This is a genomic window from Methylobacterium sp. D53M (assembly GCF_053345625.1).
In genome coordinates, this window is the sequence record NZ_JBKFAL010000036.1 from 1 (window position 1) to 21,967 (window position 21,967).

Annotated in this window: 23 protein-coding genes and 2 pseudogenes; 7 read left to right on the forward strand and 18 right to left on the reverse strand. The window is 65.4% G+C overall.

The features are described 5' to 3' along the window. The 7 genes and pseudogenes from ACLBYG_RS28685 to ACLBYG_RS28715 form a co-directional block, all read right to left on the reverse strand. Nucleotides 1-919 (reverse strand): annotated as a pseudogene (locus ACLBYG_RS28685) (hypothetical protein); the annotation flags it as partial. Further along, nucleotides 919-2,451: a hypothetical protein gene (locus tag ACLBYG_RS28690; protein WP_447683713.1), complete on the reverse strand. Its 1,533-nt coding sequence runs from the start codon at nt 2,449-2,451 to the stop codon at nt 919-921. The gene ACLBYG_RS28690 and the pseudogene ACLBYG_RS28685, both read right to left, overlap by 1 nt. 478 nt (nt 2,452-2,929) lie before the next feature. After that, nucleotides 2,930-3,217, reverse strand: coding sequence for a hypothetical protein (locus ACLBYG_RS28695; protein ID WP_447683714.1), 288 nt, complete (start codon nt 3,215-3,217; stop codon nt 2,930-2,932). Nucleotides 3,218-3,228: 11 nt separating this feature from the next. Beyond that, nucleotides 3,229-5,064, reverse strand: coding sequence for a tail fiber domain-containing protein (locus ACLBYG_RS28700; protein WP_447683715.1), 1,836 nt, complete (start codon nt 5,062-5,064; stop codon nt 3,229-3,231). A gap of 13 nt (nt 5,065-5,077) precedes the next feature. Beyond that, nucleotides 5,078-5,338: a hypothetical protein gene (locus tag ACLBYG_RS28705; RefSeq protein WP_447683716.1), complete on the reverse strand. Its 261-nt coding sequence runs from the start codon at nt 5,336-5,338 to the stop codon at nt 5,078-5,080. Between the two features lie 471 nt (nt 5,339-5,809). Further along, nucleotides 5,810-6,013 (reverse strand): hypothetical protein, encoded by a 204-nt coding sequence (locus ACLBYG_RS28710; protein WP_447683717.1) that lies wholly within the window; start codon nt 6,011-6,013, stop codon nt 5,810-5,812. A 71-nt stretch (nt 6,014-6,084) separates the two neighbouring features. Next, the gene (locus tag ACLBYG_RS28715) at nt 6,085-6,621 is read right to left on the reverse strand and encodes a TraY domain-containing protein (RefSeq protein ID WP_447683718.1); all 537 of its coding nucleotides are present in this window, start codon (nt 6,619-6,621) and stop codon (nt 6,085-6,087) included. Nucleotides 6,622-6,830: 209 nt separating this feature from the next. Between ACLBYG_RS28715 and ACLBYG_RS28720 the strand changes: the two genes are divergently transcribed. The 7 genes from ACLBYG_RS28720 (at nt 6,831) to ACLBYG_RS28750 (ending at nt 12,979) form a co-directional block, all read left to right on the forward strand. After that, nucleotides 6,831-6,998 carry a helix-turn-helix domain-containing protein gene (locus ACLBYG_RS28720; protein WP_447683719.1) on the forward strand — a complete coding sequence of 56 codons (168 nt, stop codon included), beginning with the start codon at nt 6,831-6,833 and terminating at the stop codon, nt 6,996-6,998. 277 nt (nt 6,999-7,275) lie between these two features. Beyond that, nucleotides 7,276-7,704 carry a hypothetical protein gene (locus tag ACLBYG_RS28725; protein ID WP_447683720.1) on the forward strand — a complete coding sequence of 143 codons (429 nt, stop codon included), beginning with the start codon at nt 7,276-7,278 and terminating at the stop codon, nt 7,702-7,704. Beyond that, on the forward strand, nt 7,701-8,156 hold the full coding sequence (locus ACLBYG_RS28730) for a hypothetical protein (RefSeq protein ID WP_447683721.1): 456 nt from the start codon (nt 7,701-7,703) through the stop codon (nt 8,154-8,156). Before ACLBYG_RS28725 ends, ACLBYG_RS28730 begins: the two co-directional genes overlap by 4 nt. Beyond that, a complete protein-coding gene (locus ACLBYG_RS28735; protein ID WP_447683722.1) occupies nt 8,153-8,584 on the forward strand; it encodes a hypothetical protein in 432 nt (143 codons plus the stop codon). The genes ACLBYG_RS28730 and ACLBYG_RS28735 overlap by 4 nt, the downstream gene beginning before the upstream one ends. Then, nucleotides 8,581-11,823 carry a DNA-primase RepB domain-containing protein gene (locus tag ACLBYG_RS28740; protein ID WP_447683723.1) on the forward strand — a complete coding sequence of 1,081 codons (3,243 nt, stop codon included), beginning with the start codon at nt 8,581-8,583 and terminating at the stop codon, nt 11,821-11,823. The genes ACLBYG_RS28735 and ACLBYG_RS28740 overlap by 4 nt, the downstream gene beginning before the upstream one ends. Before the next feature lie 249 nt (nt 11,824-12,072). Next, a complete protein-coding gene (locus ACLBYG_RS28745; RefSeq protein WP_447683724.1) occupies nt 12,073-12,372 on the forward strand; it encodes a trypco2 family protein in 300 nt (99 codons plus the stop codon). Nucleotides 12,373-12,661: 289 nt separating this feature from the next. Further along, nucleotides 12,662-12,979, forward strand: a complete 318-nt coding sequence (locus ACLBYG_RS28750; protein WP_447683725.1) for a retropepsin-like aspartic protease — start codon at nt 12,662-12,664, stop codon at nt 12,977-12,979. Between the two features lie 64 nt (nt 12,980-13,043). Here the strand turns inward: ACLBYG_RS28750 and ACLBYG_RS28755 are convergent, their stop codons facing one another. From ACLBYG_RS28755 to ACLBYG_RS28805, 11 genes and pseudogenes are all read right to left on the reverse strand, one after another. Then, the gene (locus tag ACLBYG_RS28755; RefSeq protein ID WP_447683763.1) at nt 13,044-13,169 is read right to left on the reverse strand and encodes a hypothetical protein; all 126 of its coding nucleotides are present in this window, start codon (nt 13,167-13,169) and stop codon (nt 13,044-13,046) included. A 69-nt stretch (nt 13,170-13,238) separates the two neighbouring features. Next, nucleotides 13,239-13,445, reverse strand: a pseudogene (locus ACLBYG_RS28760) (HGGxSTG domain-containing protein); the annotation flags it as partial. After that, nucleotides 13,405-13,968, reverse strand: a complete 564-nt coding sequence (locus ACLBYG_RS28765; protein ID WP_447683726.1) for a hypothetical protein — start codon at nt 13,966-13,968, stop codon at nt 13,405-13,407. The pseudogene ACLBYG_RS28760 and the gene ACLBYG_RS28765, both read right to left, overlap by 41 nt. A 133-nt stretch (nt 13,969-14,101) precedes the next feature. Continuing rightward, nucleotides 14,102-14,809: a DUF4393 domain-containing protein gene (locus ACLBYG_RS28770; protein WP_447683727.1), complete on the reverse strand. Its 708-nt coding sequence runs from the start codon at nt 14,807-14,809 to the stop codon at nt 14,102-14,104. Then, nucleotides 14,806-15,942: a site-specific integrase gene (locus tag ACLBYG_RS28775; RefSeq protein WP_447683728.1), complete on the reverse strand. Its 1,137-nt coding sequence runs from the start codon at nt 15,940-15,942 to the stop codon at nt 14,806-14,808. Before ACLBYG_RS28775 ends, ACLBYG_RS28770 begins: the two co-directional genes overlap by 4 nt. Beyond that, the gene (locus ACLBYG_RS28780; RefSeq protein WP_447683729.1) at nt 15,929-16,267 is read right to left on the reverse strand and encodes a hypothetical protein; all 339 of its coding nucleotides are present in this window, start codon (nt 16,265-16,267) and stop codon (nt 15,929-15,931) included. The genes ACLBYG_RS28775 and ACLBYG_RS28780 overlap by 14 nt, the downstream gene beginning before the upstream one ends. Next, entirely contained in the window at nt 16,264-16,521 is a 258-nt protein-coding gene (locus tag ACLBYG_RS28785) for a hypothetical protein (protein WP_447683730.1), read from the reverse strand. The genes ACLBYG_RS28780 and ACLBYG_RS28785 overlap by 4 nt, the downstream gene beginning before the upstream one ends. 664 nt (nt 16,522-17,185) lie before the next feature. Beyond that, nucleotides 17,186-19,408: a TonB-dependent siderophore receptor gene (locus ACLBYG_RS28790; RefSeq protein ID WP_447683731.1), complete on the reverse strand. Its 2,223-nt coding sequence runs from the start codon at nt 19,406-19,408 to the stop codon at nt 17,186-17,188. A gap of 258 nt (nt 19,409-19,666) precedes the next feature. Continuing rightward, a complete protein-coding gene (locus tag ACLBYG_RS28795; protein ID WP_447683732.1) occupies nt 19,667-20,038 on the reverse strand; it encodes a hypothetical protein in 372 nt (123 codons plus the stop codon). Further along, on the reverse strand, nt 20,035-20,682 hold the full coding sequence (locus tag ACLBYG_RS28800) for a nucleotide-binding protein (RefSeq protein WP_447683733.1): 648 nt from the start codon (nt 20,680-20,682) through the stop codon (nt 20,035-20,037). The genes ACLBYG_RS28795 and ACLBYG_RS28800 overlap by 4 nt, the downstream gene beginning before the upstream one ends. 418 nt (nt 20,683-21,100) lie before the next feature. Beyond that, nucleotides 21,101-21,799, reverse strand: coding sequence for an invasion associated locus B family protein (locus ACLBYG_RS28805; RefSeq protein WP_447683734.1), 699 nt, complete (start codon nt 21,797-21,799; stop codon nt 21,101-21,103). Nucleotides 21,800-21,967: the final 168 nt, after the last annotated feature.

Sequence of the window (21,967 nt, forward strand, 5' to 3'; positions counted from 1 at the left end):
TCGCGGTCTGCGGGCTGACGGCCGGGCCGAACGCCCCGTTGATGTCGGTGGCGAGCCGGTCTGTCATGCCGGCGGCACGCGACACGATCGGTGCCGTCACGGCCTCCCGGGTCTCCGGCCGGACCGCGAGGCCCTGCGCCTGTCCCTGGAACGAGGGCGAGGCGTCGAGCAACATGGCGTCGGATCCAAGTTCACCCATGCGGGAGCGGATCTGCGGGACGCCGCCCGAGTTGGCCGCATCCTCCGCCAGGACGCGCGTCGCGGCCGGGCCGAAACCGCTCGAAGGCCCCATGCGGGAGCCGATCATCTCGTAGAAATTTCGGATCCCGGCGCCGAGAGCCGAGCCAGCGGAAGGGGCTGCACCACCGAACGCGCCACCGATCGCAGCCCCCTTCCCGATTTCGCGCAAATCCCCACTGCTGCGCACGGCGGCATCAGATCCACCTAGAGCCAGCCCAGACGCTAGAGATGCAGCCGAACGCGCCGCAAGGCCTCCCGTCCCTGCCCCGAATGCAGCGGGAGCCGCCGCGATAAGGGGCGCGGTCCCGGCGATGCCGCCTGCAATCTCGCCGGCGGTGTTGGCGTAGGGGTGTGCGGCCTTCACGTCGGCACTGTACCGCTGCGCCTTCGCCACTTCGGTCCCGTAATCCGTACCGCCCTGGTAGGACCGCAGGGCCGCGTCGGCGCGATCGATGCCGCCGAGGATGTACGGGCCCGCCACCGGGATCCCGTCGACAAAGCCGCGAGCGGCGGCGTTCATGGCGCCCGCCTCGCGTCCCGTGTCGATGCCGATCTGCGAGGCTTTGTAGGCTGCGAATTCGGCCGGATCGAAGCCGCCCGACGCTGGTGCGGCCGGCGCCCCGGCAGCCTGCTTGAACGCCTCGAACTCGGCCGGATCGAAGGTGATGCCGCCCGCCATTACAGGCCCTCCTTGCGCATCTGCGCGAAGGCGTCCGCCTTCGACATGCCGCTGTTCATCAGCGCCTGGAAGCGGGCCGCGGCACCGCCGCCGGGCTGGCTCTGCTGCCCGATCTTCGGAGGGGTCGGCGCATCCGGCAGGTAGACCGACCGGCCGGGGTCGACCCCGTAGGACGTGGCGAGGTTACGATAGCGGTCGGCCACGCCCTCGGCGGTCTTGCGGGCGGTGCCGTACAGCTCGGACGCTTGGTTGAGGAAATCGCGCCGCTGGGTGTCTGTCAGGAATTCGCCGTTCAGGGCCTTGTTGTAGGCGTTCGTCACTCGCTCAGGGATGCCGGCCGCGTTCTTGGCCGTCGCATACTCGCCCTCGCGGACCACGGAGCCGGGATCCAGCATCTTCATGTAGCCGAAGATCAGCGAGATGTCGGAGGCCGGGGAGACCGAGCCCGGGTTCTCCTGCCGCTGCTTCGTGGCAGCGATCAGCCGGCCGTAGCCGTCATGCACGTCCGCGAAGCTGCCGAGCTGCTTGGAGAACTCGCCCCGTAGCTTCGTCTCCGTGTCGTAGCCATCGGGCTTGGCCGCCGGCACCGTCAGGAGCGGCCGGAGGGAGCCGCGCTCGTAGACGGTCTGTCCCGGACGCCCCTGGATCAGCGGCGGCCCGTCGTTGAACGTGACCTTTCCGTTCGGGTCGGCCCAGGCAGCCCGCGTGTCGTTGTCGGGGATACCGACCTTGCGGCGGGCCTCGATGTCGAGGAGCGGGGTCTGCTCCTTGTCGGTGGCGACGGCCTTCGCGTTCCGCTCCTTCACCGCCGGGTCGGCCTCGCCGCCGGGGATGAACTCCAGGCTCTGGCCGTCGGCCGCAAGGCGATAGCCGCTCGGCGGCCCGGAGCTCGGACCGAGCTTCTGCCAGGTAGACGGATCCTGGTCGGGGCGCCCGAGGAACACGTTGCCGCCGACCGTGAACTGCTGCGGGTCCTTGTTGATCTGCGCCAGGAGCGACGGGTTGAGCGTGCCGGCCTCGACGGCAGCCGGGGATAGGCCCTTGCTCCGTAGGAAGGCGCGCGTGGCCTGCTGGCCCTGGATCTCCTGCTGCAGCTTGTACTGCTCGAGGAGCGACTTCACCGATCCCGTCTGACTCTGCTGATAGCCCTGCAGGCCTGCTGCGATGCCCGGCCCGAAGCCGCGGTTCGACATGAGGCCGATCCCGACGTTCAGCAGCAGGTTGCCGACAGCCGGATTGTTCAGGCCCTGGGCGAACCGCTCGAGGAAGCTCCCGCTCTGCGAGGCACCGCTCGCTGTAGGGATCTGTCCGCCGCCAGCCGTCGGGCCACCCATGCCAGGCGCCTGCAGCATCTTCGGCGAGCCCGAGACCGGCTGACCTGTCAGAGGGTCGAAGCTGTTGACCGGCTGCAGGTTGCTCGATGCCGGATTGCCGGTGTCGGCCGCCGTCACCCCTGGCGCCGGAGCGACGTTCGAGCTGCCGGTCGGCCGGCGCGGGGACGACAGGGAGCCCGTCGCCGCCGGCGCGGACATCAGATCGGCATCCGACGGCCGAGAGGACGGCAGCGGCACGTTGCGCGAGCCGTAAGGGTCGGCCGACCCGGTGAACCCGCTGGCACCGCCGCCGAACCCAGAGCGGTCATAGAGCAGCCGGTCGAGGAGAGAGCCTCCGCCGAGCGCTGCCGCGTCCGCAGGGCCAGCCTGTGCGCGTTCGAGTGTCTGTGTCTGGTCCTCGTTCATGGCGATGGACGGCTGCCGCTTGTCGACCGAGCCGACGCCGTGGCCGGACGTGTCGTCGCCAGCGCCGCGGATCGGAAGCGGCTGCGGCGGGGACGGGTTGAACCCCGTCGTCCTGGTTGGCGCGGCAACCTGCGGGTCGAACCCCTGCGGAGACATCCGCAACTGCTCGAGGAGGCTTCCCAGATCGAAGCCGCCCAGGTCGCCGAGAAAGGAAGGACCGCCGCTCATCCGCGTGCCCCTGTATTCGAGAGAAGGGTGAGGGCGCCGAGCATCAGGCCGAGCCCGCGGTGGAGATCAGGACGCCGTAGCGGCCGGCGAGGTCGGTCGCCTTCGCGTCGAGCTGCCCGAGGGCGCTGAACAGGCCGCAGAGGTCCTGCACCGAGCCGCCGGTTTCGAGGTTACAGGCAGCCAGGCCGGCGACGCCCTGGATGCCGCGGAACAGGGTCGCCAATTCGGTCCGACAGGCGAGCGTCTGCATCTCGAGCTCGGACAGCCCCGACAGGTCGGTAGGGGCATCCTGTGCGGCTTCGTGGGCTTCGGGCGCGTCGAGGTGTTCCATCGGTCTGTCCGTCAGGCTGCGGCGCGGCGCTTGCCGCGGGTCGGGGTCTGCGAGGAGCCGGTACGGACAGGCGGAAGCTCCGACGGCATCACCGCGCGCAGGGCGTCGCCCACGAGGCCGTCACCGGCGGTACTCCCGGGGAGCATCATGGCGAGGGCGCTACCGAGCCCTGCGGGCAGATCCGACGGCACTCCGGACTGGTCCGACATGACGATGGTCATGCGGGGCGGCTCGGCCGGGGGCGCAGCGGGCGACGACCCACCCAACTGGCTGCCCCTGCCCTTCCGCTTGCCCTTGGCGGCGAGCCGGGCTGCCTCGGCAGTCGCCTTGCCGTAGTCGACGCCCATGAGATCGCCGAGGCCGATGGGGCCGACGGCATCCGGGTTCTTCTCAGCCACCTCGTGAGCCAGAAGGCCGATCTGCACCCGCGGATCGCCCTTGTAGCGGTAGGCGTAGACTGGCTGGCCGTCCTTCAGCTCGCCGACCGGATGGATGTCCTCTTTCAGGCGCTCATCCGAGCCGAGGAGGCCCATAGCCAGCGAGCCCCCGAGGGTAGCGCCACCGCCAGTGCCTAACCCGAGGAGCGACGTGCCCAGGCCGAGGATGGACTGCAGGCCGCTCGGCCCGCTGGTGCGCGTCTGCTGCGTACCCCGCGAGACGGTCTGACCGCCCATCGAACCGATGGCGGTCGGGAAGGACGCATATTCCGAGAGGGCCTGCCACGGCGTCTGCTGGGTTTCCTGAAACCTCTGCATGTCGGCGTTGATGAGGTTCTGCGCCTGGCTCTGCTGGAGCCCGCCGACCTGCAGGAGGTTCGAGGCGGGGGCGTACCTGAGCGCATCGACACCCGGCAGGGCGCCGGCCGCCGCCAAGCCCGCATTCGTCCCCTGCTGCCCCGCCCCGATGAAGCCGTTGGCCTTCGTCACCCCCAGGTTGCTGTTGAACTGATCGCCGCCGAGCACCTGACCAAGAACACCGGCAAGGGCGGACTGCTGCGCCTGTCCGAGACCGGCACCGGCAAGCCGCTGCTGGTTGTTCGTGCTTTCGACGCTGCCGATCTGGCCGAGGACGTTGGACCCGAGGCCGAGCCGCCCCTGCATCGCCGCGTCCATCTGGGAATTGGCCGACGCCTGATTGGCTCGCTCCTGATTGTACTGCGAGGCGTAGAGCTGGCTCTGCGTGTCGTTCACCGCCTTGTTGGCCGCGCCGGCAAAGGCGCCGGAACCGTACCGACCGGATGCGGCGAACGCCTCCTTCTGCGCCTGGAGGGCGTTGTGCGAGGAGGTGTCTACGAGGTTCTGGAAGATCTTGTTCTGGGTCGGGTCGAGGTAGTCCCCGCGTGCCACCCCAGCGAGGTTCTGCTCGGCGTAGCTCGGCGTCTGCGTCTGCGCGAACAGACCCTGCAACTGCGGGATCGTCGTGAGGTCGCGAGCCCCCGACATGAAGGCATTGGCGGTCTGATTGATCGGGTTCGAGGCCGAGCCGATCCGATCCGCGAGGGCTGACAGCCTCGCTGTGCTCGCCTCGGGGACGGCGGCCAGCATGTTGAGGCCCTGCTGGGTCGTGGGCGAGATCCCGCCCGACGCCATCAGGTTCTGGAGGTAACTGACACCCTGCGCTCCGGCGTTGTCGGACGCAGCTTGATCGATGGTACCCTGGATGCCGTTCTGCTGCGCATCGGACAGGCCGGCGACCCGGTTCCCCCCGTAGATGCCATTGCCGATCCCAGCGTCATAGAGCGTGCCGGCATCCGTCAGGGCCTTCATGAGGCCGGGCTGCGCCGGGTTCCACGGAGACTGCTCCGTGGTCTGGATCGAGTTCTGCGTTGAGGTCTGTCCGCCACCCATGGGCCGGGTCCTTTCAGGCGGCCCCGGCCGGGTGCTCGTCGCCGTACAAGGCGAGGGCGAGCGGCCCGACAGGCGCAAGCTGGGCGTCGAGGCGCCCGATCAGGGGGAAGATGTCGGCCGATGGGGCGCTAGCCTCGATAGCGGCGATGGCCTCGCCCATGGTCGCGTGAGCCGCCTGCAGGCCGGTCAGCAGCACGTCCCAGGTCTCAGCCGAGGAGAGAGTGCGCGCGGCCGGAGCATCCTGACGGGGCTTGAGGGTGCGGACCTCGCCCATCACGCGGGCCTCGCAATGGCGACGCTCGGCCGACCGTCGGCGGCAACAGCCAGCGAGCGCGCTACATCGGCGGTGCCAACCGAACCGATGGAGCTAAAAGTGAGCGGGAAGCCGCCAAGCATCGAAGAGTCGACGGGCGAAGCGCTCCGTGCCGTGAATGCGGCTATCGATAGAGCTGCACGCCGCGACGCCCGCGATCTGGCAGACGCGCTGGACCGCGAACGTGCGCTGCGCATGGTACTGGAGGCCGTCATGACGAGCCTCCGACCAAAGGGACTTCGGCGGCGCCGGTTTCGCGAGCAAATCGCCAAACTGGAGCGAGGCAGCTTTGGAGACGCGCCTCCGGAATACCTGCGCGACGCGCTTCTACGAGAAGCTGAGCGAGTGCTTCGTGCAGAGCGCTGACGCCGCCGGTTACGAAGTCAGGGTTTGGGTCGCCACCGTCCTGTGGCCGCATGTCGTGCGCGCACATCATGCGGCCATTGGCAAAACCACCGCCGGCGCAGCGGGGGTGGGCGAACGAGGCGGGCCGTCTGTTCTGACGATGGAGCCCAGCGCGCGGCGCACCCACTCAGAGGCAGAAGCGCCTTCGCGCTCGGCCGCAGCGTCGATCGCGCGGCGCAGGTCCGCGTCGGTACGGACCGTGATCGTGTCAGAATAGACGAGCGGGCGCATGAACTGCCTCCATGGCGTTATAATACTATAACGCGCGAAGGCATAACGAGTAAGACGTCGACTAGTAGCTTCTAGTTGCTCCCGTCTCCCGGATTTCGTTGCGTATCTTTAGGGGCGAGAGGCGAAGATTTTTTTTCTGATCGAGAGCGTTTTTCACTGAAGGCTTTGATTGCCGACTCTCGCAGTCCTGCCGTCCTAGTTGGGATCGAGAGTCCGAGATCGCGTAGGATCCCTTCAGCGATCAGGTCGCCTCGCTGCAAGAGCGCCATGTGCTCCTCGTCAGACCGCCCAGCTGGCTGATCTGGGGGGAGTGCATCCATACCGAGCAAGTTCCGGCTCAGACGTTCAAGGCTTTGTTTTATGCACCAGAGCGTTTCATAATCATCAACCCATCTTTTTCCGGATGCGAGCTGATTGAATTTAAAAGACGCAGCGAATGCTCGCATGACATTATGTGAGCTTAGATCTTCTCCAATAAATGCATCCAAAAGCTGATCAGTCTGAAAGCTTTTTTCCAGCCGAAGCTCAACCTCCTGCGCGAGGGATCGCCCGCTCTCACCTGCAGCTTCTTCAAGCGCCTGCCGAAGACCGATCGTCGTCCGCGCCATAAGCGGAACCCGCTTCCCCTCACCGTCTGGTGTCGCTCGCTTCGGCATAGCGTGCCGTCTCTCCAATGAATGAGCGATACGCCTATCATTCACTGGGTTGACAGACAAGCGAGGTCTGTCCGATAACCTCTGAGCGCATGATCCGCGCATCGCTCAGAGGTGTCGGGATGAATGAAGCTCTACGAAAGGCGCTGGCAGAGGAGCGCGGCGTGGACGTTCCCGACCTCGCGATCGCTCTCGGTGTGTCGAAGCACCTGCTCTATCGGGCGATCAAAGCTGGAGAGATCCGTGCGTCCCGCATCGGTCAGCGCGTGACGGTGCCTCCGCACGTCGCCCGCGAACTGCTCTGCCTGCCGGCGACCCACGTCGCAGCCTGACCCCGCAATCGGCGGGGCGCTCCCCCGCTGGCCGGATCCATCCGCGCCGAGGCGGCCGGCGCACAAACAGGACCCCAGAAATGAGAAACCCCGCGCATCGCGGGGCGACGGCAGGGCTCTCGAATGCAGCTGTGGCGGCTTGCGAAGAGAGATCTACGGCGCTTCGCCCCCTTCGGCAAGACCTGTTTCTTGCCAGACGCTTCGGCCTTCCGCCGGCTACGGCCGCGGTGATTGCCGAGCTGGCGTTCCCGGCCCGCGACGACTGGAGGGTGCGGGCATGACCGCGCTCCTTCCCCTCGACCTCACCAGCCGTGTCGCCAAGCTGCTCCCGCGGCTCGCCAGCGACCAGAACGGGGAGGTGGCAGCTACGGCTGCCGCCATCTCCCGAACCCTGAAGGCCGCGGGCCACGACTTGCACGACCTTGCGGCACATATCGCCGCCGAGCCGCGCACCATCGTGGTCTATCGCGAGCGACCAGCCGAGCCTCAGCACCCACCAAGCTGGAGCTCCGCCTACGGGGCCGCCAGCCCGCGCGGCCGCGACCGGGAACAGGTCGCTCGCTGCCGGGAGTCTAAGCGCCTCTCGACCTGGGAAATCGGGTTCCTTGCCTCCCTCGCCCAGCAGCTTGCGAACGGCCGAAACTTGACCCCGCGGCAGCGCGAGACCCTGAACGGCATCAGCGCCAAGGTCGGAGGCGCCGCATGACCACGGACATCGCTGGCGACATCACGCGCGCCCGGATCGACCGCTATCTTGCGACGGCGCCGGCTCACCTGCGCCCCATCCTCCTGGCCGTACGCGACCAGGGATGCGCCTGGGCGAACATCCCGCAAAAAGCCGGGCGGTTCGAGGTGCCGACGGGCAAGCCGCTCATCAGCATCATTGGCGACGACCTAGACGTCGCCATGGGCCCGGCCGGCTTCCACCTGAAGAGCGTCCGCCGCCTTCTCGCAGCATCCCGGTTCATCTCGATCGTCGCGGCCGAGCCGCAGGTGCTGGCCTACGCCACGCCTGCCCTCGGTGCGGCGGGCCTCGGCGTGAACGGCACGATCATCGAGACCCGGCCCGAGTTCGAGCTGCAGTGGCACGCCCTGGCGATGGCCGAGGCCCCCAAGGCGCAGATGATCCTCGTCTCCGTGAAGGAGACCGCGCAGTGACGAAGCCCATCACCCGCCAGCAGCGGCGCGCGATGGCGCGCCACATCGCTGACAACGAGACGACGGTGGAGGCCGATCGCCGGTTCTTCGAGCGCCGCCCTGATCGGACCTACCGCGTCCGGCGCATGAGCCGCGCCGAGCTGGGGCAGTGGGAGACCGCCTGCGACGACCGTCTCGAAATCACAGGCGAGTTTTCGGTCTTCACGGTGGTCAAGAACTACGCTCCCGGCGTCCGGATGCGGATCTTCGTTCCCGGGCCGCCCGACGAGGACGGCAATGAGGCGTCCGACGAGCTCGGCCGCTTCCTGTGGGCGCGCTACTCCGATGCGCGCCCGTGGTTCGCCGAGCGCGAAGCCCGCTTTGAAGCTGCCCTGCGCATGCCAGGCGGACCGCTCGCCGGGGACGGCCGAGGGGCCGACGCCGCGTGAATGCGCATGCGCCCCTGACCGCCGACCCGGTCGTGATCCGCGCCTTCGCAGAGCGGCTACACACCCACGTGGCGCACGCCTTCGAGGGCGTGCACCAGCCCGGAATGATGCAGCTCGTCAGCATCCATCCCGCCCGCGCGGACACGCTGGCCTTCCCGTTCGAAATCGGGGAGGTCAACTACATGGTCGAGGAGGCCGTGCGGCAGTCGAACGCCGGGTTCAACGTCTACGTGGAAGCCCGGACTGTCCGGAAGAACGCGGGCCGCGGGACGATCGCCGACACCGTGGGGGTGTTCGCGCTCGTCAACGATGCCGACCACGACAAGGGCAAGGGCAGCGAGCTCGACATCCAGCCGTCCTTCGTCATCGAGACCAGCCCTGGCAATTTTCACCACTGGCTGCTGTTCGATCGCCCCGTTGCGGCCGAACACGCCCGGTCCCTCGGCCAGGCGATCAAGGCCAAGGTGAAGACGGATGCGGTGACGGGCGTCATCACCCAGCCGTACCGGATCCCAGGCACCCCGAACTACCCCGACAAGCGCAAGCTCGCCCGTGGGCGAGTCGTGACGCAGACCGGCATCGTCAGCCTCGACGGGCGGACTTGGTCGCTGGACGAGCTGCGCGCCGCATTCCCCGAAGTGAAGAGGAAGGCCGCCGCCAGTAGCACCGGCGGGACTGGCCCGAGCGGCCGGACGAGCGACACCGTCGAGGCGATCTGCGCCGAGACCGACGCTCCCGACCGGTCCGAGCGCTTCTTCGAGGCGATCCAGGCCGGCTTCGCTGACGGCCTGACCCCCGGCGACATCGAGGACGTGATGCGCCGGCACCCCGAAGGGTGCGCCGGCAAGTACCTCGAACCCTACGACCGCCTGCGCCGCGAGATTGACCGCGCCTGGGAGAAAGTTGCGGAAAAAGCCGAGGCGATCCGGAAGGCCGCTGAAAGCGCGACCTATGAGGATGTCTCAGGCACGGTGCTGGAGGCCCGTGCAGCGGTCGAGGCGGCCGTGCTGCGGTTCCTCGACGCCGCCACGGCCTACCGCCTGTCTGAGGAGGAGGATGTCGAGCCGCCGGTGCATGCCCTCGCGGTGACGACCGGCGTGGGCAAGACCTGGGCGACTGCTAGGGCCATTGCACGGCACGTCCTCGGCCGCCGCGGGACTGTCCGGACGCCGAAGGCGATCCTGTACGCGGTCCCAACCCACCGGCTCGGCGTCGAGATCGAGCGCCTGTTCGCTGCTCACGGCCTTGAGGCCCGCGTGTTCCGTGGCCGGCAGGCGCCCGACCCGAGCTGGCCCGGGCAGACCATGTGCGGCGACATCGAAGCCGTGGAGATCGCTAGCAACCTTGGCGAGCCGATCGAGAGCAGCTGCTGCAAGCTCAAGGAAGGGGTCGTCACCGTCCACCAGTGCCAGTTCTATAACTCCTGCTCGTACCAGGCCCAGAAGGAAAGCCGGCCGGACGTCTGGATCGTCGCCCACCAGATGCTCTACCGGGCGCAATCGGCATTCGGGGACGTCGAGCTCGTCGTGATCGACGAGGGGTTCTGGCAATCCGGGCTGCGCATCCCGAAGCGCGGCCTCACCCTCAACGAGATCCAGGCGCCCCTGCCCCTGGGCAAGGCCCGCGACGACTTCCTGCAGAACGACATCGAGGTCAACCGCGCGCTGCTGGCGAAGGGGCTGCATCGCCAGGACCAGCGCGGCGACGCTGGCGGGGTACGCCGGGAGGACCTGCTAGCGGCGGGCCTGAACGGCGAGATCTGCACGGCCGCCATCGCGGCGGAATGGCGGCTGAAGGAGAAGACAGCGATCTTCCCAGGCATGCCCCGGGCGGACCGTCGGCGCGCGGCTCAGGCTGCCGTCCATGCCAAGCACGTCCGCGCCTACGTGGCGATCTGGAGCGCTGCCCGTGGCCTTCTCTACGACGAGGGGACCGAGGTCTCGGGCCGGCTCTACACCGAGCACCGGGACGGAGACGAGGAAGGCCGGGTCGTGGTCGTGAAGGCCCGCAGCCTGAAGGGCATCGCCAAGTCCTGGCAGGTGCCGACGCTGCTCCTCGACGCGACCCTGCCCAGCCCCGACATCCTCCGGGCCTTCTTCCCGCAGGTCGAGATCCCGCCCCCGGTCGATGCCGCCATGCCCCACGTCCAGGTGCGCCAAGTGCTGGCCGCACCGGTGGCGGCCCGCAAGCTCCGGCTGGAGGAAGGCGAGACCGAGAACCGGAACCTGCGGGCGATCCGCCGCGAGGTTCTACGCCGGTTCGTGGGACTCGGACGCGCCCCGCTCCTCGTCATCGCCCAGAAGGCGGCAGCGGACTGGCTGCGCGGCTCCAGCCTGCCCGAAGGCGTCGCAGTCGAGCATTTCAACAACGTGGCGGGCCTCGACCAGTACAAGGCTGTGCGCGGGCTGATGGTGATCGGCCGGACCATCCCGTCGCCAGCGGCCGTCGAGGCGCTGGCCGGGGCGATCTCGGGAAAAGAGCCGGCCCTGATCGAGAAGGGCGGTTGGTACGAGAAGGCCGTGCGCGGCATTCGCACCCGCGCCGGCCGCCCTGTCGGCATGGAGACGGATGCGCACCCCGACCCCATCGCCGAAGCCTGCCGCTGGCAGATCTGCGAGGGCGAGCTCGTCCAGGCGATCGGCCGCGCCCGTGGGGTCAACCGCACACCGGAGACGCCCCTGCAGATCGACGTGCTGGCCAACGTCTGTCTGCCCCTGACGGTCGACGAGGTGGTGCAGTGGTCCCCGCCAGGAGAGGAGGTCGAGATGCTGACCGACGGTGTGGTGCTCGACAGCGGAGACGACATGGCGGCGGCTTGGCCCGCCGTCTGGAGCACCGGACAAGCCGCCAGAAACTGGGCCCACCGCCGCGCGACCACAGAAGGTCACAGCGTTGCGAACCCCTATAAGAACTCTTCTTCTATAGGGATCCGCAACGCTGTGACGTTCCGCTACCAGCGGCCGGGCCCCCGCCAGAAGTGGCGCACCGGCGCCTATGACCCCGCAGTAGTGCCGGACATCCGGGGCTGGTTGACCAGCCGTCTCGGGGAGTTGGCCGGCTTCAATCTTGTTGAGACTGCCGCGCAGACCGACGCGGCGGCGCAGGCGGCCCGGCCGGAAGCCCGTCGCCCGTCAGCACCGCAGCCTGGCCGCCATGCGCCCCGCCCGCGTCCCGGCTTCTGGCCTCGCGGCCTGCACTTCCGGGCACCTCTGTCGCCAGTCGCCCGCGCCTTCTTCTGAGCGGCCTGCAGTAACGCCATCACGACGAGATCAGAGTTCTGGACGGCTGGAATGCAGGCCCTAGTTGATGGCACCCGAGATCGGGTCCACCGGAATGGGATTAGGCGTGCTAGGCGCGTGGCCTGGGAGGGGGCGATACTCACGATCTGTGGCTGCTACAGCGAAGCGGCGACTTATCGAATGATCTGCGGTCGGCGCCGCTTTCAGCGGGCAAAAGCTGAAACTTAACAGTTTGTCAGAGGGCATACTATGAGTGACAAAATCCCATTGGCCAACATACTTGATCAAATCGCGTCTGAATTGATTGCCGCAGACGCTCGCGCAAAATCGCGTGGGCAGGCGGTGATGAGTTTCGAGGAATGCGAAGTCGAATTTGACGTAGCCATCGAGCATCACGGGGAGGCGGGTTTAAAAGTTTATGTTGTCAATATAGGTGCTGGCGCAAAACAAACAGATACCAATAAAATCAAAATCAAATTCAAAGCTCTGCCCGGTCACGCGACTCAAGCTGGGCAAGTAACTGAAGGACCTGCTCCAGATATTAAATAAATTAAATAAGGGTTGTTCATATGTCAGTACATCCGGGCTCCGAATGGATAGATGTTAATTGGAATGCCTTAATGCAAAGCTATGTAAAATGGGTAGCTGCAAGTAAGGATGGCTTCGTCACTGAGGCCGCTAGCTATCCAGAATTGATGTATAAGCTCGATAATCTTAGAGTTGAGCTTTCTAAAGTCGCCATAGCTTGTATAGATCCTAACGTGATCCAATGACTACTATATCATTTCCCATTGGACTTTCATTTGTAGGCAATCGGCCGTATGCCGATGTGAAAATAATGAATAACAACGTTAGCTCGCCGACGTATAAATGCTTGGTCGACACGGGCGCTGATTATCTTCAGTTACCAGCCCATGCCGCAGCAAGTATAGGAATTAATTTGAACGGGCGTCCACTCTTGACGGTATCAACTGCCGCTGGGTCGACTGCTATGATATTGTATTCTGGTGTCGATGTTCAAGTGGAAGGTGCTTTAATCCCAAATCATGATGTTCTGTTTGATACAACTAATACAATGAAATGTCTGTGCGGTAGAACTGCGCTGCTTACAGCATTTAAGATTGGCTTTGATAAAAAGAACTGGTACCATACTTAGTGCCATCGTTTGTATCATATATGTCGATGAAATTGACAAGATTACTTCAGCATTGTGCTGATTATCAATCATAAATTCCTATCCGCCGGAGCATCGCCCGGCGCAGCGCTTCGATCTCCCGCAACTCGGCATTCGTTGCTTTCACCATGTCGCGGAGGTGGACGAAAGCCGCTCGCATCTCCTGCTTCATAGTGATGTGCGCCGCTGAGCGCCGGCCATGGGTCAGGGGCGCCTTCCTGGCTCGCTCCCGTCCTTCCGGTGTCCGGGCGCCCGTGCTGGCTCCGCCGTGCTTGTGGCAGCGCCCGTTCGGCATGGCCGGGCTCTGACAGCAACCGCCCGCCCGGGTCTTGGCCCCGCATCGCGCCGCCTCTCGCGCCCTGATTAAAGCGGCCCGCCAGTCGGGTTCATGGGGTGCTTCGTCGAAATCAGGAGGCACCCCGTCCCCCTCTCTTCCGCCGCGGAGCACCCCCTCCCCCGACCTGCTGCTGCCCGCCGATCACGGCCTGGCCGCCGTCGCCGACGTAGTTGTGCTGCACCACGACCGTCTGCTGCCCGCCTGCGCGAACCCGCTGCAAGGTCTGCATCCCAGCCTGGAAGGACCCATTCAGTCGCGCCACGGCACCCGCCATCCGGGCCGCCTCGACGCACGCCGCCTGCTTGGCCGTGCCCAGCGTCCGGTCCGCGATGTCGAGCTGCTGGCCCATGACAGCCGCGGCCTTCATCGCCAGGACGTGGGTGGTGGCCATCTGGTGGGCGAGCATCCGCTCCAGGGCATCGCCGGCCTGGATCGTGTCGGCTGTGTCCAAGGCCAGTTCGAGGGCCCCGGCATTCTTGGCGAGGTCGAGCCGGTCACGGCTGGCGTCGGCCGCTACGGCGTCGGGGTTCACCAGCGTGTCGAGGATCGCCGGCAGGGTCTTGGTGGCGAAGTCCTCCGCCGGGACGAGTTCACCGCCGACAGCCCGCACCGGGGCCTCAACCGAAGCTCGCACAGTCGCTTCCTGCCGGTCCGCGAACCCTGACGGGCCGCCGCGCTCCTCTGCCCTCACCCGGGAGACCCCGAGGAGCGTATCGCCGGCCCGTGCCCGCTGCTGCTTCATCATCCGTGCTCCTAAATCAGCATCTTCAATTCTGATAACAAGCCTTCATCAAGTGCGCCCCCATCGTCTGAATACTGATAGTGAGCGTAATCACATGCAATTTGGGGTCAGTTTGATCGCTATGTGTATGGCAATGGCATAAATTCAAACTTTGAAGGTGATTGAGGTATAGGGAGTACTTCTCGCGGTTATCCAGTAAATCTGAAAATTCTCCAAGGTCTTTAGGCATTGCCTCATCCGAAACTACGTCATTGCCTGGTATTTCCAGCCATTCTATTTTTAACTCAGACTGATGCACTCGTTTCAAAATGCGCGCTTCGACTGGCGAAAGCGATTTGACTATCTGTATAAACGCCGGATGAGCTTCTTCCGCGCGCTCATTATCCATAGCTCTCGCTAATAGTCCTTCAAACATCTCAGTTATCGGCGTATCGTCTACGTGGTAACGGATGCCCTCCAAGATCGGGCCCAACACTTCTGGAGCAGGCAACATCAGCCGTTCTGGCGGTACTTGCGACTTGGCCCGCTCAAGCCTCTCGCGAAACTTATCTTGCTGGATCGCAAGCCATTGGATCGGGAAGCCGAGAAGGCGAACGCATTTCACCACATCTTCAAGCGTCGCGCCGACCTGCCGCGCGGCTGGCGATCCGACGTCTTCATAGGCTTGTTTGACCGGCACCTGCTTGCCGATCTCGGTTGCGATCGCAACTGCCATATCGTGTTCGGTAGTCATAGGAACCCGCTCCCCGAATGGCCTTTGAACGCATTGGCCCGTCGGATGTAGCCGACGACCGTCCGCGGGTCCCGGTGGCCACTTTGGTCCATAATCCGTGCGAGATCCGCCCCGCGTTCGGCCGCAGTGGTGATGTAGCCGGCCCGGAGCGAGTGCGCTCCGAACGTCGAGGCGTCGAGGCCGGCAGCCGCGCAGTACCGCTTGATGATGTCGGCCACGGCCTGTGTCGTGAGGCGAGGCGCTTTTGAGGTCCCCGGATTGGGGGAGCGCAACGGCTTTACGTCAGACTGACGTAAAGGTGCGGAATAGTCCGCACCTTCTACGGGGTGCTGATCTTGCACCCCATCCTCAAAGGGGTGGGTATTCGACACCCCCTCGTTGCCCCCCTGCGCAGATTTGCGCACCCTCCCCGACCGAGACACTGGCCGGAACACCGGGCCCGACGTGATCCCGGCCGCGTCCAGCCATTCGCGCACCAGGGCGACCGGGCGGATGAACCTGCCGTGCGGGATGGCCTTCTCGAACCCCCTACCCTCTTGGTCGACCTTGGACCGGCGGACCATGACGCGAAGGCCTTCGGGATCCTCGCGCAGGTCCTCAACGTCGAGAGCCACCAACTCGGACCGGCGAAAGGCTCCGGCGAAGCCGAGGGCGAGCAATGCCCGATCGCGCTTGCCCGTCAGCGTGTCGGGTGTCCGCATCAGGAGCGCAGCCAGGATCTCGGCGGTTGCTGCAGCCTTCTGTGTCGGGGCGACGCCGACCTTGCGCCGGGCACCCTTCATGGCGGCGTGCACACCTTCGTCGTCGGTCGGGTCCGGCGACTTGGCGAGCTTGTGGCCGTACCGGATCGCGGCCAGCCGTCGGCCGAGCGTAGAGGCCGCCCGCCCCTCCTCGGCCTCGTGGACGATAAAGGCAACCACGGTCTCCGGGCTCGCCGGCATCGACCGAAACCCGAACCGCTGGCACCACGTCTCGAACACCCGCACGTCCGACCGGTAGGCCCGCACGGTGGCGTCGGCCTTCGAGGCCCGCTGGTAGGCCCGGACGAGCGCCTGTGTCTCGGCCGGCAGATTTCCCCCCGATCCGGGGAGAACCTGGCTGACGGGCGCATTATCAGACTTAGATCTCGGCATCGCAGCCCTGGCCGGCGCCAAGGGCGTCCGCGATCATGCCGCCAAGTACGCTATCCGCCCAGTCGTTCGGTAGCCGCATGTAGTGGCTCGGCCGGCGGATCATGCCGCAGGAGAACCGGCCCGCTTCCCACTCGAGGGCGAGGCACGGCCCCTCCTCCGGATGATTGGGGATGAACTCGCGGGCGACGCCACAGGGCTCCATGGCGCAGCAGAGCCCGCAGCCGTTGCACGGACTGCCGTGGGCGGGCTTGATCGGCAGCCGAGCGCCGGCCGTGCCGTCTATGAGGGCGATGGCGCCAGAGCTGTCGTGCACATCACCACTCACGGCTCGCTCTCCGGTTCAGCGAAGGCGTCGGCTTCCGTGCGCCCCATCTGCACGGCCAGCTCGTCCCGCCAGCCGAACGGCAGGACGTGCCCCCGCATCCTGGCCCGCGCTTCGACCGCGACGAGCACGCGCTGCCAGTGCTCGGGCGAGAGCTGACACGGCGCGCACATCAGGCCGAGATTGCGGACGGCGCTCGACGCAGCATCGCGGAGCGGCGCGAACAGGTCGGCGGGCGAAGATAGCCAAGGCTTCATTTCATCCCGCCCCTTCCATCCCTCTCGCGCGTAACTTTCGGGAACGACCGTTATCGCAAGTTACACCAAAGCGGCGGCCAAGACAATGAGTGGGTGCGTCAGTCCGCAGCTACGTGCTTACGTCAGTACGTATGTAGGGGCGCACTTAGGTGCGGATGTAAGGGGGTCTTTCAGATGAACGAGTTGGGTTGGCCGCTCGATGCCGATTGCCCTCGGACATCCGGAGGGGTTGCCCCCGGCGGTATGGTCGGCCCTGTTTAGGGCCGCTTATCCTCATCTCAGCCGTTCAACCGATCTCGGCATCGAAGGCGGTGTCTGATCCGCCATCACAGACAGGATCCTCCCGGCGGACGTGAGATCAAGACTGTAACCGTCGCCCGCAATGATCCCGTCTTGGTCATCGAGAAGGACCAATCCGCCACGGTTCAAAACATAAGGCTGATGCCAGCGCGATTTCGACAGTTTCAGGCCCAAGCGCCTTGCCTGTCTACGGAGTTGAGCAAGTCTGCGGGTGTCCCGGTAGGTCGGAGCCAAATCAATTTCGTGCAAAACGACCTCGTACGCCCAGTCGTTTCGACCGTAGCCTACCATACGATAAGCTACGGTCGTCATGTCTGTGTGAAAGTATGGTGCACGAACACTCAGCCGCCAGGGATAAGACCTCTCACCACCGGTAAATCAGGCTGCCAATAACCCTCGCCGGCTGATTGAAATTGCAGAAGCCGAACGAGCACGTCGTGTAATTCCGATCGAATATATTGTAGGCGTTGATCTGTGCGCGGAAGCCCTTGTACTTCGGGTCGAGCGCAGCGAAGTCGTAGGCGACCAGTGCGTCGTAGAGCGTGACGGCGGTGTTGCGAACCGTGTTCTGGTCGTCAGCGAAGCTGGAGCCGATGAAGCGGATGCCGCCGCCAATCTGCAGGCCGCGCAGCGGCGAGGACGGCGGGAATGCGTAGGTCAGGAACGACGCGTAGGTGTCGCTGGGAATGCCGGACACGCGGTTCCCGGCGAGCGACTGGCCGGTGGCCGAGACCGAGTTCACGAACCGGATGTCGACGTGTGTGTAGGCGATCGTCAGGTTCGTGCCTGGCGCAAGGTTGGCCGTGGCCTCGGCCTCGAAGCCTGTCGAGCGCACGGCGCCGCCAGCGGTCTGAAATGCAAGGTTGCCAGCGTCAGGGATAAGGATGTTCGACTGGTCGATGTCGAAGCCGGCGAATGCTGTCTGGATGTTGGTGCCGGGGATCAGGTACTTAACTCCGGCTTCGAGCTGGTCGCCCGTGGCAGGCTTGAACGCTTGCCCGTTCCGGTCGAGGCCGACCTGCGGCGTGAAGGTTGTGGCGTAGCTGGCGTAGGGTATCAGCCCGGGCGCCAGTTCGTAGCCCAGGCCGACGCGACCGGTGAAGGCGCTGTTATCCTGACGCGAAACCGCACTGTCGGGCGTGGCATAGCTGTTCTGAAAGACCCAATCGTGCCGCCCGTTGAGCGTCAGGATGAAGTTGCCGAACTTGGCCTGATCCTGCAGATAGACGCCGATCTGATCCTGGCTCTGCCGCGATGCGGGCGCTAGGGCCGGCGTCGCGATGAACTGCTGGCCATAGTTTCGCGTGACGAGGTTGAGGTCCGGAGCCAGCCCGAACCCGAAGCGCGCGCTCAGGCTATACCGGGCGTAGTCGACACCGCCGACCACGGTGTGCGCGACCGGGCCGGTCGCAAAGCGCGCCTCCAGCTGATTATCCAGCGTCTGCTGCACGAGGCCCTCGCGGATGTAGCCGGTATCGCGTGTGCCTATGGTGCGTGCTTCATTGATGTTGTTGATGTCGACGTACTTGGCGCTCAGGAACAGCCCGTAGTGTCGGAAGTTCTGGCGAAACACGAGGTCCGGTGTGATGAAGTGCTCGAAGGCGTAGCCGACCCGGTATTGCGTTTGGTCCAGGCCGATGAAGCGCGGGTCACCCTGGTAGAAGTTGGACACCCGGAAGCCCGGGTCATTGTAGAAGAACGTGGCCGCTGGCGTCTTGGTGACCTGATACTCGCTCAGGAACGTGAATGTGGTGTCCGCTGACGGCTTCCAGGTGAAGGCGGGTGCGAGGTAGAGCTGATCATCGGTGGTGCCGAGGCCGATGAAGGTTCCCGCCTCGCGGCGCACGCCGGTCAGGCGGTAGGCCATGGTGCCGCCCGAACCCTCGATCGGGCCGCCAACGTCGAAGTTGCCTTGGAAGCGATCGAAGTTGCCCGCCTGGAACTGGACCTCGCCGAACGGCACGAAGACGGGGCGCTTGGTCGTGATATCGAGGATGCCGCCGGGTGAGCCGAGTCCGTAGAGGCCTGCGGCAGGGCCGCGCAGGATGGTGAGCGCCTCTGCGCCGTAAGGCTCGCTCTTCGGATACGCGAAGCCGGTGCCGATCACGCGCAGCCCGTCGCGATAGATGCCCTGGTTGGTCAGCACATCGAAGCCGCGGATGAAGATCTGATCGAAGCGGGGATCAAAGCCGGACCGGGCGGATACGGCACCGGGGACGTAGTTGATCGCGTCCGTGAGGGTCTGAACGTTGCGGTCGTTGAGCTGCTCGCGGGTGACGACCGAAACCGACTGGGGCACCTCGATCAGCGGGGTGTTGGTCTTCGTTGCGGTCGTAGCGACCCGAGCCGTGTAGCCGGTGATGCCAGACGGGCCGCCGCCGCCTCCACTGGTGGCCGCCGTATTCCCGTCGCCGCCGCTTAGATTGTATCCGCCAGAACCGGCGGAGGGCGCGGGAGCAGAGTTGCCCGGCGAGGCCGCCTCGACCGAGATCTCGTTGAGCCGGACGGATCCATCCTGGGCTGTTGCGGGACCGGCGACAGCAGTGGTGGCAAGAAGGATGGAGAGGAGCGAGGAGCGATAGGACATAGATCACGCTGACGAGCGCCTTCGGCGCAATGCCTACGTGTTCCCCGTTCATGGATCGTTGAGCAAGCCGAAAACGTGTTATTTATCACACGCTTACAACAGTTCAAAACTGAAGAGCTTCTAAGCTGGGATGGCCGAGCAGGCCTTGTTCGTGCGGAGTGACCCGCATTCAAGGCCGAAGGAGTGGAGCGCCCTCGACACGCCGGGATGCGTTCACGAACTGGGTCTGCTGACCGGTGAAAATGGGCGTCGCTTGAGTCAGCCTCCCTCTTTGTCCAAGTGTTCCATCAGCGCCACCTCGATCACGTCCTGATGGCTCGCCCCTCGGTCGAACGCGAACCGGCGCAGGCGCTGGTACTGGCTTTCCGAAAGCCGAAGGGTCAGCGACTTGGTCCGAGGCTCGGCCGCAGTAGCTGTGCGCTTCACCGTCGAAGGCTGCGCAGATGGCTGGTTCTCTGCCGATGCCGAGGTCGGCGCCGGTGCTGACTGCTCAACCGCAGGGATTGGAATAGGCGTATCAGCCGGAGCCGGCGTCGACGCCCCGCCTCCCCGCTGTGGGATATCCGACGGCCGAGGCGCCCCCTTGGTTTGGATAAGATCGCCGAGGTCTGGTGTCTGCTTCGCGCTCATGCCTGCCGCTCTGCCTTGCTGGCTTCCTTACGTAGCTGCGTAAGCACGTAGTCAAGCACTTCCTTAATTTCCCTTGCGGCGGTCGTTTCAGGTTCGATTTCGGTGACGGCCTTGCCGGAGATGGCAGCGGTCGGGAAATCCTGGCGGTCGTGGACCACGGTCGGGGCCAGCTTCCCATGCTTGGCCAGCGCCATCACGGCCTGCATCTGAAGCCGCGTCCGGGGCTTGGCCTGGGTCAGGACGAACACGAACGGGCATCCGGCTTCCTCGATCAGGGCGAGGGTGTCGCCGACCGCATCGAGGTCGTCGGGGGAGGGGCGCACCGGCACGATGGCGAGGCTGGCGTGTGCGAGTAGCGTCCGCAGTTCGGGCCGAACGGACGGCGGTGTATCGACGAACAGGTACTCGATGCCCGCGGCTTCCAGGCGCTCGACGCCCGCGGCAAAATCGGAAAGTTCAAGCTTCACCAGCGGTGGCTGCGCGTCCTCGCGACGGTTCCACCAGCTCGTGAGGGAGCCTTGCGGATCCGTGTCGAGGATGACCGTCGACCCGTGCATTTGGTGGGTAGCCACTGCGAGATTGCGCAGCAGCGACGTCTTGCCAGCCCCGCCTTTCTGGCTCGCAACCAAGATGACGTGCATCATTGCCTCATTACGTGCTTACGTAAGGACGTAGGTCCGTCCGTCCGCAGCTCCTTAGTCAAGCTTCACGAGGTTGGTTAAGCTCGGGTGAGCGGATCATCAACCCCATACCGTGGACGCGGTCAGGGTGTGCGCAGGCCCGGCCGAGCTGTCATAGTACGGCCGCCCGGCCAGTCCGCCAGCGGCAGCGCATGCTCAAGACAATTCGTTTCTCTCGCGCCATTGCAGCTCGCGCGTGACCTGATCGCGAACTTCCGGACGCAACGAAGAGCTGGCGAGCTTGCGCTGGAGGCTTTCCGCGGTGTGTCCGGCGAAGGGTCTATCGGACGCTCGAAGCCGGTCGATCAGAGCAGTGAAGGAGCTTGCCGGCATCCGACGTGTCTGCCGCGCCTATCATTCAAGCTTGGCCTAGCGCTGCCTTTCAGCCGCTCAGAGCCATAGCTCGGTCGAACGCCTGAGAGAAGCCTACCAAGGGCACCGTAATGCTGGCGGGTTCGCCCGCATCGATCCCCGTCGCTCCAGTCGTCTTCCGGCCGGTCACCGTAAGGGTTTTTGCGCTCCGCATCGCATCAGTGGCCAGCGTTGGAAGGCTGATCGATACGAGGCAGCCTTCCCCGGTGCAACTGGAGTAGGGCGCCCCCTTGCCGAGCGCCTGGTCGTCGAGCTTGAACGTGATGCCGGGCTCGATTGCCAACCCGAACGGCATCACAACCACACCCTGTGCCTGCCCATCCTGAGGCGATTTCAGTTCGATGCCGAACTTACGTCGTCCCGTTCTCGAGTCGCCTTGCGATTGCGCGACGACACAGGCGGTCTTATCGGCCGGGCGGACGCACGTCATCGTCCAGTCGCCGTAGCTTTCGCTGACACTGGTTGCCCCGACCGGCCAGAGCGAAGTGGAGGCGGCCGCCGCCGTTGGCGTCCGAGGCGATGCCGCGGCGGGTGTTGCTTTGGTATGAGACGGCTTCGGTTTGGGTTTGGGCTTCGCCCGCACCTTCTCCTCAGCCACAGGTGCCTCTGCGCCGGACTCGGTATCCTGAGCGCGAACCGTTCCGGTGTAGACCGCGAGCATCAGGGCTGCGGCGAGAACGGATCGGGCAGACAGGTGGGTCGTCGGCATAAGATTGGCCTCTGGTGCCGGGTCAGAGGACAGCGCCTACCGGTGGGCCGAAAGCGGAGCAATTGCCAGTTGTGCCCTAGGCACGGAGCCAGGGGAGCCCTCAGCGTCGGACGGGGCAGGGGTGGCACGGTGGCTACCTGCTATGTCCAAAGAGATCCCCAGCGTGCG